10 protein-coding genes are annotated in these 13,075 nt (G+C 42.2%); 5 read left to right on the forward strand and 5 right to left on the reverse strand.

Annotation, left to right across the window (positions count from 1 at the left end; translation table 11 throughout):
- Positions 1-89: 89 nt before the first annotated feature.
- Positions 90-1,562: a betaine-aldehyde dehydrogenase gene (betB, locus tag F887_RS14170; RefSeq protein ID WP_005291975.1), complete on the reverse strand. Its 1,473-nt coding sequence runs from the start codon at positions 1,560-1,562 to the stop codon at positions 90-92.
- Positions 1,555-2,181: a transcriptional regulator BetI gene (betI, locus tag F887_RS14165; RefSeq protein WP_005291976.1), complete on the reverse strand. Its 627-nt coding sequence runs from the start codon at positions 2,179-2,181 to the stop codon at positions 1,555-1,557. Before betI ends, betB begins: the two co-directional genes overlap by 8 nt.
- A gap of 264 nt (positions 2,182-2,445) precedes the next feature.
- Between betI and F887_RS14160 the strand changes: the two genes are divergently transcribed.
- Positions 2,446-4,059, forward strand: a complete 1,614-nt coding sequence (locus tag F887_RS14160; RefSeq protein WP_005291977.1) for a BCCT family transporter — start codon at positions 2,446-2,448, stop codon at positions 4,057-4,059.
- 117 nt (positions 4,060-4,176) lie between these two features.
- Positions 4,177-6,237, forward strand: coding sequence for a choline transporter (locus tag F887_RS14155; RefSeq protein WP_005291978.1), 2,061 nt, complete (start codon positions 4,177-4,179; stop codon positions 6,235-6,237).
- Between the two features lie 52 nt (positions 6,238-6,289).
- Here F887_RS14155 and F887_RS14150 read toward each other — a convergent pair whose 3' ends face one another.
- From F887_RS14150 to mqo, 3 genes are all read right to left on the reverse strand, one after another.
- Positions 6,290-6,745: a hypothetical protein gene (locus F887_RS14150; RefSeq protein ID WP_005291979.1), complete on the reverse strand. Its 456-nt coding sequence runs from the start codon at positions 6,743-6,745 to the stop codon at positions 6,290-6,292.
- A gap of 42 nt (positions 6,746-6,787) precedes the next feature.
- Complete coding sequence (locus F887_RS14145; protein WP_005291984.1) at positions 6,788-8,029, reverse strand: MFS transporter; 1,242 nt, start codon at positions 8,027-8,029, stop codon at positions 6,788-6,790.
- A 79-nt stretch (positions 8,030-8,108) separates the two neighbouring features.
- A complete protein-coding gene (mqo, locus tag F887_RS14140; protein WP_005291990.1) occupies positions 8,109-9,749 on the reverse strand; it encodes a malate dehydrogenase (quinone) in 1,641 nt (546 codons plus the stop codon).
- A 414-nt stretch (positions 9,750-10,163) separates the two neighbouring features.
- Here mqo and F887_RS14135 point away from each other — a divergent pair, with 414 nt between their 5' ends.
- The 3 genes from F887_RS14135 (at position 10,164) to F887_RS14125 (ending at position 13,037) form a co-directional block, all read left to right on the forward strand.
- On the forward strand, positions 10,164-10,604 hold the full coding sequence (locus tag F887_RS14135) for a GNAT family N-acetyltransferase (RefSeq protein WP_005291992.1): 441 nt from the start codon (positions 10,164-10,166) through the stop codon (positions 10,602-10,604).
- Between the two features lie 366 nt (positions 10,605-10,970).
- The gene (locus F887_RS14130; RefSeq protein ID WP_005291994.1) at positions 10,971-11,984 is read left to right on the forward strand and encodes a DUF1852 domain-containing protein; all 1,014 of its coding nucleotides are present in this window, start codon (positions 10,971-10,973) and stop codon (positions 11,982-11,984) included.
- A 27-nt stretch (positions 11,985-12,011) separates the two neighbouring features.
- Positions 12,012-13,037 carry a methionine synthase gene (locus tag F887_RS14125; RefSeq protein ID WP_032862764.1) on the forward strand — a complete coding sequence of 342 codons (1,026 nt, stop codon included), beginning with the start codon at positions 12,012-12,014 and terminating at the stop codon, positions 13,035-13,037.
- Positions 13,038-13,075 lie beyond the last annotated feature (38 nt).

Below are 13,075 nucleotides of genomic sequence, written 5' to 3' on the forward strand. Positions count from 1 at the left end.
GTTATCCCTTTTGTATTCTAGAGAGTGCCAGTGCAATCAGGAGATGGCATGGCACATCGGATTAATTTTGAGGGTGAAAGGTGAGGGCATTAGAAAATGCTTTGATACTCGCCTAACTCAACTTGAATAGATTTAATGCGGGTGTAATGACCCAACGTGGTTAAGCCATTTTCACGACCTACACCTGATTGTTTATAGCCACCCACTGGCATTTCGGCAGGAGATTCGCCCCAAGTATTAATCCAGCAAATACCTGCTTCAAGTTGGTGGATAATACGATGTGCTTTGGTGATGTCTTGGGTGACAACACCCGCAGCCAAGCCGAAGTCGGTATCATTGGCACGACGGATCACTTCTTCTTCTGTTTCATAGCTGAGAATGCTCATGACTGGGCCGAAGATTTCTTCTTGCACAATGGTCATGTCATCTTGGCAATCACTGAATACAGTCGGTAGTACATAAGCACCTTTGGTAAGATCGCCTTCAGTGGCACGGCCACCACCGATCAGTATTTTTGCACCTTGCTGTTTGCCAGACTCAATGAATGACAATACTTTTTCCATATGCGGAAAGCTGGTGAGTGGACCAAAATTGGTTTGCTCAGCCATTGGATCACCGATACGGATACGTTTCACACGTTCTACAACGGCTGCTTCAAAATCAGCAAGCATTGCTTTAGGTACAAACACGCGCGTACCGTTGGTACACACTTGACCAGAGCTAAAGAAGTTTGCCATGACTGCAATATCCGCAGCACGGTCAAGGTTGGCGTCATCACAAATGACAAGAGGGGATTTACCACCAAGCTCCATGGTCACTTCTTTCAAAGTTGAGCCCGCAGCACTGGCCATTACTTTTTTGCCTGTTTCTACGCCACCAGTGAACGAGATTTTTTCAATCACTGGGTGCTCAGTGAGCCATTGACCGATGTCACGACCTGCACCTTGTACCACGTTAAATACGCCGTCTGGCAGACCAGCTTCGGTATAGATTTCAGCAAGTTTAAATGCGGTCAGTGGTGTAGTTTCACTTGGTTTGAAAATCATGGCATTTCCTGCTGCTAGGGCAGGCGCTGATTTCCACATTGCAATTTGAATTGGATAGTTCCAAGCACCGATACCAGCGACCACACCGAGGGGTTCACGACGGGTATAGAAGAAGCTTGATTCGCGTAGCGGCAGTTGCTCGCCTTGAATCGCGGTGGCAAGACCTGCGTAGTATTCGAGTACATCTGCGCCTGTAACGATATCAACGGTCGATGTTTCGCTGTAGGCTTTACCTGTATCGAGTGTTTCGAGTTGGGCAAGTTCATCGTTACGTTCGCGTAAGATATCAACTGCACGACGTAAAATGCGTGAACGCTCCATTGCGGTCATGGCTGCCCAGATTTTCTGGCCTTGTTGTGCGCTTTGAACAGCCGCTTCAATGTCTTGTTGTGAGGCTTGTTGAAGTGTTGCGATCACTTCACCGTTGGCAGGATTGATACTGTTAAATGTTTTGCCACTGGTCGCTGCGACATAACGTCCGTGGATATACAATTGATGAACTAGTGCATCACTCATTCTGTTTCTCCTGCAAAGGCTTGTTCGCAAATTGGATTTGCGTTTTTACATAATCATAAGCAATGGAACGTGCCAGCTGGCTGTCAAACTCATCGTGACTGCTTAAACTGCCGCGTAACCATAATCCGTCAATCAAAGCCGCTAATCCGCGAGCGGCAATGCTTGCCTGTTGTTTATCATCGACCAACATCAGAAAATAATGTTTCAAGTTGGAATACAGGCGTTGATCATTAATTCGTTGTAAACGTCCAAGTTCGGGAAGGTGCATACTGGCAGACCAAAAGTCTAACCAGACCCGCATGGCTTGTTTGTTGACCTGACTGATATCGAAGTTGGAATCAATAATGGCCTTAATCTGGCTTTCTGGATGCGCATCTGCTTCGGCTTTGTATTGGTCAGTCTTTTGACGCAAAACGTTGAGCATTTCTTGCATACAGGTATTGATTAATCCCTGTTTGTCACCGAAATAGTGACTCACAATACCGGTCGATAGTTCGGCCTTTTTTGCAATTTGTGCAATGGTGGTATTGGATAACCCCACTTCAGAAATTACATAAAATGCGGCGCTAATAATCTCTTCACGTCGCACATGCTCTGGTTTTACTCTACGCTTTGTCATGCTTATCCATTTAAAGCCCTGCCAAGGTGCTTTTTATTCAACATTTCTCGATGTAGAGCATCATAACATTTTTTATCATACTTTTTATTGATTGAACGTTCAATCAATAAAAAGTATAATCTGTAAAAATCAATGAATTTTTGATTGGCAAAAACAGATGTAAAGTAATAAATCAAAGATTCTTATGGATAAGGCGATAAGCATAAATGAACACTTATCACATTATTTTTTAAGAAAAATACACCTATTGCAAGGAGCAAGATCATGGTGTCAGAAAGTAATGAAGGGTCCCCATCTGAACCTATACGTTTAAATTTGTTTGTTTTCTGGAGCTCCGCAATCAGTATCGGCATTTTTGGCCTACTGTTTGTGTTGTTTCCAGAGCGTAGTCAGTTCTGGTTGACCTATATACAAGGGCAGGCGAACCAATTGTTTGGCTGGTACTACATGCTGGTCATTGTGGTTTGTTTAGGTTTTGTAGCATGGTTGGCTTTTTCTCGGATTGGGCAGATTCCATTAGGCAAAGATGACGATAAACCTGAGTTTGGCTATCTGGCTTGGGTGTCAATGCTGTTTTCTGCAGGCATCGGGATCGCACTGTTGTATTACGGCGTTGCTGAACCAGTTGATCATTTCCTCCGACCACCAGAAGGTCAGGGTGGAACAATTCAAGCTGCACGTGATGCCATGATGTATAGCTTTCTGCATTGGGGCATTCATGGTTGGGTATTGTATGCCTTACTGGGTGTGACTTTGGGTTATTTTGCCTTCCGTCGAGATTTGCCATTAGCATTGCGTTCAGCGCTATATCCAATCTTTGGTGAGCGAATCTATGGCTTGGTCGGTGATTTTGTCGATGGCTTTGGGATTTTAGCCACAGTCATTTCTTTGGTGACCAACCTCGGCATTGGTGCTTTGGTACTGGTGTCTGGCGTTCATTATCTACTTCCTGAGATTCCCAATAATAATACGACGTTGATTGCGGTGGTCTTGCTGATGATGTCTGTCGCGACCATTACCACCGTGGTTGGGATCGAAAAGGGCTTGGCTTGGTTATCCCGTATTAATCTACGTTTACTCTATGCCTTATTACTATTCGTGTTCCTTACAGGGCCAACCAACCACTTGCTCAATGGATTAGTCCAGAACGTGGGTGATTATCTTGATCATTTTCTGGCAAAAAGCTTTGATATGTATCTCTACAACAGCAAAGCAGGCGAGTGGTTAGGTTCATGGACGGTGTTCTATTGGGCATGGTGGATTGCATGGGCGCCATTTGTAGGGATGTTTATTGCACGTATTTCCAAAGGCCGCACCATTCGTGAAGTTGTGCTCGGCGTATGCCTGATTCCACTGGGTTTTACCTTGGCCTGGATCTCGATTTTTGGCAATACTGCAATTTATTTTATCTTGGAGCAAAAGCAAAAAATCTTGGGTGATTTGGTGTTAACCGATCCTGCTTTGTCTCTATTTAAGCTGCTCGAATTTCTACCTTTCAATCCTTATGTTGCTGGGATTGTTGTTGTGATTTGTTTCGTATTGTTTTTGACCCCTGTGGGTTCTGGTACACTCATGATCGCAAATCTGTCCTCGAAAGGGGGTAGCAATGAAAGTGATTCACCAATTTGGTTGCGAATTTTCTGGTCTGTGGTGATTACCATTGTCAGTATCGGGCTGTTGTTGGCAGGGAGTTTCCACTCCATGCAAAGCGCCGTAGTACTGTGTGGTTTGCCATTCTCCGTTATTATTTTGCTGTATATGTTTGGCCTTGCCAAAGCAGTTAAACAGGATCAATTTTTTAGTCCTACACCACCGCAAGTGATAACGCAGGACACTCAGTCATCACATCACACAACTGAAAAATCAGAAACATTGTAATTTGGGTAAATAACTTTTGTTTTTCATTTTCTATTCAGATCTGTCTTTTCATTGATTTAGCGGTGGAAAGACGTGGATGAATATTTTCTTTTTCTTCTCTAACTCCCTGAGGATTGTATGGCGACAGATAATCCAAGAGCGGTTGATGATGCTACATTAGCGAATAAAGACCATTTAAATCGTGTGGTCTTTTATGTTTCAGCTCTACTTATTTTAACATTTGCACTTGTTACGATTTTATTTAACGACTTTGCCAATCATTTACTCAATGTGGTACTGGCTTGGGTCAGTGATAAATTCAGCTGGTACTACTTACTAGCTGCGACATTGTATTTAATCTTTGTGGTTTTTATTGCTTGCTCACGTTATGGCGATATCAAACTTGGTCCGAAGCACTCGAAACCTGAGTTCAGCTTACTGAGTTGGTCGGCGATGTTGTTTGCCGCCGGGATCGGAACAGATTTAATGTTCTTCTCCGTTGCAGAGCCTTTATCTCATTATATGAACCCGCCTGTGGGCGAAGGCCAAACCTATGAAGCTGCGCGTCAGGGCATGGTCTGGACACTGTTCCACTATGGCTTAACAGGTTGGGGCATGTATGCCTTGGTCGGGATGGCCTTGGGCTATTTTAGTTATCGCTATAACTTACCTCTCACCATTCGCTCGGCGCTCTATCCAATTTTTGGTAAAAAAATTGATGGTCCAATTGGACATAGTGTGGATATTGCCGCTGTCATCGGGACGATTTTTGGTATTGCCACCACTTGTGGTATTGCCGTCGTTCAGATCAACTATGGTCTGCATGTCCTGTTTGATTTACCTGAAAACCTGTGGATTCAGTCGGCACTGATTTTAGTGGCCGTGATTGTGACCATTATTTCGGTGACTGCGGGTGTCAATAAGGGGATTAAGGTTTTATCCGAAATCAATATTTTTGCCGCGATAGGCTTAATGTTGTTTGTACTGTTTTTGGGCAATACAGGATTTTTGCTCAATGCATTGGTCCAAAATTTTGGTGACTATATCAGTCGATTCCCAAGTTTGGCTTTAGAAAGTTTTGCCTTTGATCAGCCGAAAGAATGGATGAACAGTTGGACCTTGTTCTTTTGGGCATGGTGGGTGGCTTGGTCACCTTTTGTCGGTCTGTTCTTAGCGCGGATTTCCCGTGGTCGTACCATTCGTGAATTTGTTTGCGGTACCTTAATTATTCCTTTGCTGTTTACCATCACGTGGTTGTCCATTTTCGGAAACAGTGCCCTATACAACGTTATTTTTGAAGGTAATACTGCACTGGCACAAACCGTTCTGACGGATCCTGCACATGGTTTCTATGACTTATTGGCGCAATATCCGTGGTTTGCATTTATTGCAGGCGTGGCAACGATTACAGGTCTGCTGTTCTATGTCACTTCTGCAGATTCGGGTGCATTGGTTTTAGGCAATTTCACCACTAAGTTTTCCAATGTCGATAATGATGCACCACGTTGGTTGCGAGTATTTTGGGCAACAGCAATTGGTTTGCTCACGTTGGCGATGCTGATGGCAAATGGCATTACTGCACTACAAAGTGCGACCGTGATCATGGGCTTACCCTTTAGCTTTGTGATGCTGTTGGTCATGGCTGGCCTCTACAAATCTTTGCGTCTGGAAGATTATCGTAAGGCGAGTCGTAGTATGAATGCTGCGCCAGTGGTTGGGAATGTAGATATTCTGAACTGGAAGAAGCGTTTAGCCCGTGTGATGCATCACCCTGGAACCAGTGAAACCCAACGGATGCTTGATAGTGTCTGTGAACCAGCAGTACGCACAGTTGCCGATGAACTGGTTAAACGTGGTATGCATGTCGATGTCACCCAAACAGCATTGGAAGACAACGATGCACTCTATCATTTAGATTTAACCATCTATTTGGAAGAAGAGCACAACTTCGTTTATCAAATCTGGCCTGTACGTTATATCGCGCCAAACTTTAGTGAGCGTGGTAAACGGGGTAAGCAGTTCTACTATCGCCTAGAAACCTTCTTGTATGAGGGTTCGCAGGACAATGATCTAGTTGGATACACCAAAGAACAAGTGATTAATGACATTCTTGATAAGTACGAGCGTCATATGACTTTCTTGCATATTAATCGTATTAGTCCCGGAAATCGTCCTTTGTATCCAGACTCTCAAGATTAGTCTGCTGAATAATAAAAAACCTCACGTCATGTGAGGTTTTTTATTGGCCTGATTATAAAGCGCCGTATTTTTGCCATGTTTCACCTGTTTCATAGGGTTCATAATGGCTTTTGAGTTCATGCAAACATTGGGTTTGGTAGATCGCAAAAATGATCATGATCAAAAATAGGCTGATCAATTTAATTGCGCGTTTGTTCTTATATTCATCTGAATATAAATAGAAAATACAATAAAAAGCGATCATCAAATAAGTGCAAAATAATGAGTTAAACACCAGATAAATCAGCAAGGCAGCGGTAATCACAAAAGCAATTCGATTTTTTAAAATCGTCGGACGCAAGCTCAGCACATTCAATATCAAAAGGCCGAATGAGGTCCAGAACAAATAGGCGTGCCCACCGATAATGACAATATAGGTAGATTGCAGCCACAACAGCACCAGCCATACAAAAACGGAAAAAATAATAAATTTAGAGAGGCCTGAAGACGCGGGCAAAGTATGTTTCATATTACATTGAATTTTAAAATAACTGTTTGTTTAATATGGAAATTAAAAACGAAAATTAAATAAATCTTTGGTCTTGATCTTTGTTAAAACAACGCAGAGCAAAGACAGTGAACCACCAATCAACATCGCAGGAATCACGCTGAAAAAGCGCGTCATCACGCTCGACTGCAACGCACCAAGCTCATTACTCGATGTGACAAAGATGCCATTAATGGCAGCTACACGTCCAAGCATGTCCTTGGGTGGAATGAGCTGAAGAATCGTTTGACGAATGACAATGTTGATACTGTCACATGCACCCATAATAATGAGAACTGCGACAGAAAAATACAGTTGTCTGGTAACAGCAAACAATAAAGTACATAGACCAAAACCTGTCACGGCAAGCAACATGATCTGCCAAGGTCTGGATTTTGGTGGATAGCGAATTAAAATTATCATCATAATCAATGCGCCAAACGCAGGTGCTGCACGTAATAGGCCAAAACCATCTGCACCGATATGTAAAACATCTTGGGCAAAAACTGGCAAGAGAGCGATGATGCCACCAAAAAAAACGGAGCTCAGATCGAGAAACATGGCCCAAAAGATAATTTTAGTTTTAAAAATAAACTGCAGCGCTTCTTTTAAGCTTTGAGTTATCGACTCGGTTTGGATTTGAGGAAAATCTCGTTTCTGCAAACACCACAGGGCGATACTGCCGCCTAAAAACAGTGTCACGATGACACCAAAGGTAATGTCTAAATCGAGATGAGCGAGCAGGAAGCCCGCAATGACCGGTGCAAGGATACCACTGGCTTGCCAGCACATACTGGTCCAGGTGGCTGCATTGGTATACAAATGTTCGGGGACCACAAACGGACGTAAAGAATTAAAACAGGGACTATATATGCCGCGAATACAGCCAAATAAAAATAGAATACTGAATGATGAGATTAATAATAAATTCTCATTGATGGTTTGGCTGTGGAAAAGATCAAAACTGATCCACAAAGTGATCGACAAGGGAATAGCAAAACTAAAACTGATCTGCAAAATACGCTGACGATTAAAACGGTCAGCAATATAGCCGCCCCATAAAGAGAGGACGAGAAAGGGTAAAAAATCCATCATCCCGACCAAGCCGAGAATCAGCGGATTCTTGGTGATTTGATACAAATAAAACGCGATTAGCACTTCTTGAATCAGCACCGCAAACGTCAGGCAGCATTGATTGATGGTCAATAACCGAAAGTCACGACTGGCAAATGCAGCGAAAGCAGAATGAGGTACAGCAGAAGACATAAGGCTTAGATTTATAAAATACAAATAAAGAAAAAGGGAAGAGCTGAAACTCCTCCCTTTTTAATCTGCTTAGCGTCGCTTATTGAGCAACAGCTTCAGCTTTAACCACTTTCTTCGCAGGAACTAAGTTTGCAGGTGTCGTATAGTTCAAGCCCAAAGTTGAACTTGAGTACTGACGGATTTGATCTAACAACGCTGGATCTGTTGAAAGGTCTTTTCCATAAGAACGTACGATCTCATGCAATTTGTCATTCCATACACCTTTGGTTTGCTCTGGGAATGCTTTTTCAAGCAAGTTGAGCATGATGTATGGTGATGTAGACGCACCCGGAGAAGCACCTAACAATGCCGTTACAGATTTGTCTTTAGATGCAAAGATTTCAGTACCGAATTGCAATTTAGCAGGTTTGCCAGGCTCTTTTTTGATGATCTGAACGCGTTGACCACCTTGTTGTAAATGCCAGTCTTTTGGATCAGCTTCAGGGTAGTATTTTTTCAACTCATTGAAACGATCTGCATCAGACATTAACACTTGGCTTACGAGATACTGAACAAGGTCAGCATTTTGTAGACCAATCGCAGCCATCGGCAATACGTTGTTTTTGTTGGTTGATGCAAGCAAATCAAGCTGTGAACCATTTTTCAGGAACTTGTTTGAATAGGTTGCGAATGGACCAAACAACACATATTTTTTACCGTCGATATAACGTGTATCGATATGTGGAACAGACATTGGAGGCGCACCCAGATCAGCACGACCATACACTTTAGCAGTGTGTTTTGCTGTTATTGCTGGGTTGTCCGTTACAAGGAACTCACCGCCCACAGGGAAACCAGCATATTGTTGAGCTTCTGGTAAGCCAGTCATTTGCAATAATTTAATTGCAGCACCGCCTGCACCAATAAACACAAAACGTGTTTTCACATGGTTAACTTTGCCAGATTTCAAATCTTTGAAAGCAACAGACCAAGTGTTGTCATCGTTTTTGCTAATGCCAGTCACTTCAGTTGAAGTGCTGAGCTTGAAGTTTGGACTCTTTTCAAGGTTGCCAATCAACTGCTTGGTGATTGCACCGTAGTTGACGTCAGAACCTACGTCCATACGAGTTGCAGCGACTTTCTGTTGAGGATCACGACCGTCCATCACCAATGGTGCCCATTGTTGAATTTCAGCTTTGTCTTCACTCAACTTCATGCCAGCGAATAACGGATTTTGAACCATGGCAGCATAACGCTTTTCCATGAAGTTGACGTTATCGCCCCAGACGAAAGCAATATGTGGTACTGGATTGATGAAAGTATTTGGTGTTTCTAAAACACCCTGTTTCACTTGGTATGCCCAGAACTGCTTGGCAATTTCAAACTGACCAGCCACGTTTACAGCTTTAGAAATGTCCATTTTACCGTCTTTTTCTTCGGTATAGTTCATTTCCATAAAGCCTGAGTGGCCTGTACCTGCGTTGTTAAAACCGTTTGAACTTTCTTGTGCAACAGCATCAAGACGTTCGTACATACGGATATTCCAGTCAGGCTGTAATTCGTTGAGATAAGTACCTAAAGTGGCACTCATGATCCCGCCGCCGATGAGTACAACATCGACAGTTGGTTCGTTATTGGTGGTTTTAATTGCCTTAGACGCAACTGGTCTAAAAAGAAAGGCAATTGCAATAATAATTAGTACGACGAGTAGTACTAATAAATATTTCCAAAATTTTTTCATTCAATTTACCTTAAAAATTAAATGACGCTCTATATGACAAGCGATATAGAGAGAAAGAATTTAAATGATGATACAGGCGCAATAAAGGCACATCAGTACAGTAAGGGATTGCCTTAACATTGATGTTGAAGAAGTTAGTTCATGAATTTTACTTTAAATTAGACGGTATTTTGGTTGAACTAATGTTTCAAAATGTACAAATCAAGCCAACTTTGATGATTTATTGTGTGAAAGTTGTAGAAAGTTCTAGTAAATCCATAGCTTATGGTTTAGAGAGATGAGTCACATTTTAACCAGATGAACGGATTGATTCATCAAAAAATTGGTTTAGATAAAAGCAATAAATTGGCACTCGGCTTTATAAAAAGATAAAACTATGATGTTTGGGCATCATTCTAACATGGAGGCGCTGGCATGCAGCTTAGAGCGCTCGAGCAGCAAGATTATCAAAACTGGTTGTTATTATGGCAAGGCTATCAGGCTTTCTATAAGGTTGAAATTGATCATCAGGTGACGGAAAAAACATTTACACGGTTGCTTGACCCAGACGAACAGATGCAATGTTTGGTCGTTGTTGATCAAGATCGCCTTATTGCTTTTGTGCATTTTATTTTTCATCGAAGTACGTGGACCACAGGTGATTACTGTTATTTACAGGATTTATTTGTTGATCAAAATTCAAGGGTTAAAGGCTTGGGGCGTAAATTAATTGAAGCGGTTTATGAAGCGGCAGCACAAAGGGAGTGCTCACGTGTTTATTGGTTAACCCATGAAACCAATTACCAGGCCCGAATGCTTTATGACAGCATGGCGGTGAATGCTGGATTTATCCAATATCGAAAAAATTTGCATTAATTTCGCTATCTTAGCCAAGTGTGTAGATTGCGTTCTGTTTTTAAACCGCTAGAAAAGGCGGTTTTTTTATAGTTCATCGGTTATGTTGTGACCAATAAACTGATCATAAAACTTTTTGCGACTTCATTTGATGATTTCACTTGAACGAAAAGCGCCAGATTTTCCCTAATGTGATCGGGCTGAGCTCTAATGTTCGCCTGATTGCACAGACCTTGTTGAGCCATTTTCATCTCAGCAAATTTCTCAACATGAATTTCATTCATTTTGAGGTTAGATTAAATCATTTTTATTCAGCTAATGATTGCGGTATAAATCACTCTATAAAGAAGTTTAGATTTATCTCGGAAATTAGGGTGGCAGATTAAAATGAGTAAAGAGTTTGCATTTACGATTAAGCGTATTGGTTTTGATGAGAACTACACTCCATCAGAAAATACACGTATCACAACCAACTTTGCGAATTTGGCAAGAGGCGAAAGTCGTCAACAGAATCTGCACAACACCTTAAAGATGATCGACAATCGCTTTAATGCTTTGGCGCATTGGGATAATCCTTTGGCTGATCGTTATAAAGTTGAGCTGGAAATCATTTCGGTTGAAATGAAGGTTGATGCTGCAAGCAATGCCAATGCACTTCCTTTAATTGAAATTTTGAAAACCAATATTGTTGATCAAAAAACCAATGAGCGCATCGAAGGTATTGTGGGGAACAATTTCTCTTCTTATGTCCGTGACTATGATTTCAGTGTGCTATTGCTTGACCATAATAAAAATCAGTCTGGATTTAGCACGCCAGAGAACTTTGGCGATTTACATGGCAACTTGTTTAAAAGCTTTATTGAGTCAGAGACCTACAAGGCAAACTTTAAAAAGCCACCTGTGATCTGTCTCAGTGTTTCAAGCAGCAAGGTGTACCAACGTACTGAAAATCAGCATCCTGTGTTGGGTGTCGAGTACCTGCAAGATGAATATTCATTAACAGATGAGTATTTCCAAAAAATGGGCTTAAAGGTGCGTTATTTCATGCCGCCAAACAGTGTTGCGCCGTTGGCTTTCTATTTCTCTGGTGATTTGCTGGCGGATTACACCAATCTTGAGTTGATCAGTACCATCAGCACCATGGAAACGTTCCAAAAGATTTACCGACCTGAAATTTACAATGCGAACTCTTCAGCAGGAAAGTCTTATCAACCAAGTTTGAATAACCAAGATTATTCACTGACTCGCATCGTATATGACCGAGAAGAACGTGGCCGTTTGGCGATTGAACAGGGTAAATTTGTTGAAGAACAGTTTATCAAACCTTATCAAACCATTCTGGAACAGTGGTCTGCCAGTTATGCAGCACAAAGCAACTCGCAAAAAAGTTACGCGCACTAATTTATTGAAAATATAAGGTTATTGATGATGAAAAGATTATTACCAACGTCGACTGCGGGTAGCTTACCGAAACCATCTTGGCTGGCAGAGCCTGAAACACTTTGGTCGCCGTGGAAACTGCAAGAGCAGGGTTTGATTGAAGGTAAACAGGATGCTTTGCGTTTGTCTCTGCATGAACAGCAAGTGGCAGGCATTGATATTGTCAGCGATGGTGAACAAACCCGTCAGCATTTTGTCACGACCTTTATTGAGCACCTTACGGGTGTCGATTTTGAGAAACGTGAGACGGTTCGAATCCGTAATCGTTATGATGCCAGTGTTCCAACTGTTGTGGGTGCTGTATCTCGTCAAAAGCCTGTTTTTGTTGAAGATGCCAAGTTTTTACGTCAGCAAACCAATCAACCGATTAAATGGGCTTTACCTGGTCCAATGACCATGATTGATACGCTATATGATGCGCATTATAAAAGCCGTGAAAAATTGGCGTGGGAATTTGCCAAAATCCTGAATGAAGAAGCGAGAGAATTAGAAGCTGCGGGTGTGGATATTATCCAGTTCGATGAGCCAGCCTTTAATGTGTTCTTTGATGAAGTGAATGATTGGGGTGTGGCAACTTTAGAGCGTGCGCTTGAAGGGTTGAAGTGTGAAACCGCGGTGCATATTTGCTATGGTTACGGCATCAAAGCCAATACTGACTGGAAAAAGACCCTCGGTTCAGAATGGCGTCAATATGAAGAAGCCTTTCCAAAGTTACAGCAATCAAAAATTGATATCATCTCACTCGAATGTCACAACTCACGTGTGCCAATGGATCTGATTGAATTGATTCGTGGCAAGAAGGTGATGGTGGGTGCGATTGACGTGGCAAGCAACACGGTTGAAACGCCAGAAGAAGTTGCAAACACGTTACGTAAAGCACTTCAGTTTGTCGATGCAGATAAGCTCTATCCATCAACCAACTGTGGTATGGCACCGTTGGCGCGTGATGTTGCACGTGGCAAGTTGAATGCATTAAGTGCAGGTGCAGAAATTGTTCGTAAAGAACTGGCTTAATTTACCGATCTCTTGATGGCTTTAGGGCTGCGCAGAGT

It is taken from the genome of Acinetobacter sp. NIPH 2100, from assembly GCF_000369805.1.
GTDB lineage: Bacteria > Pseudomonadota > Gammaproteobacteria > Pseudomonadales > Moraxellaceae > Acinetobacter.

Excerpts from the sequence above, each read along its gene's own strand:
- betB (WP_005291975.1), bottom strand. The coding sequence starts at position 1,562 with ATGAGTGATGCACTAGTTCATCAATTGTATATCCACGGACGTTATGTC.
- betI (WP_005291976.1), bottom strand. The coding sequence starts at position 2,181 with ATGACAAAGCGTAGAGTAAAACCAGAGCATGTGCGACGTGAAGAGATT.
- F887_RS14160 (WP_005291977.1), top strand. The coding sequence starts at position 2,446 with ATGGTGTCAGAAAGTAATGAAGGGTCCCCATCTGAACCTATACGTTTA.
- F887_RS14155 (WP_005291978.1), top strand. The coding sequence starts at position 4,177 with ATGGCGACAGATAATCCAAGAGCGGTTGATGATGCTACATTAGCGAAT.
- F887_RS14150 (WP_005291979.1), bottom strand. The coding sequence starts at position 6,745 with ATGAAACATACTTTGCCCGCGTCTTCAGGCCTCTCTAAATTTATTATT.
- F887_RS14145 (WP_005291984.1), bottom strand. The coding sequence starts at position 8,029 with ATGTCTTCTGCTGTACCTCATTCTGCTTTCGCTGCATTTGCCAGTCGT.
- mqo (WP_005291990.1), bottom strand. The coding sequence starts at position 9,749 with ATGAAAAAATTTTGGAAATATTTATTAGTACTACTCGTCGTACTAATT.
- F887_RS14135 (WP_005291992.1), top strand. The coding sequence starts at position 10,164 with ATGCAGCTTAGAGCGCTCGAGCAGCAAGATTATCAAAACTGGTTGTTA.
- F887_RS14130 (WP_005291994.1), top strand. The coding sequence starts at position 10,971 with ATGAGTAAAGAGTTTGCATTTACGATTAAGCGTATTGGTTTTGATGAG.
- F887_RS14125 (WP_032862764.1), top strand. The coding sequence starts at position 12,012 with ATGAAAAGATTATTACCAACGTCGACTGCGGGTAGCTTACCGAAACCA.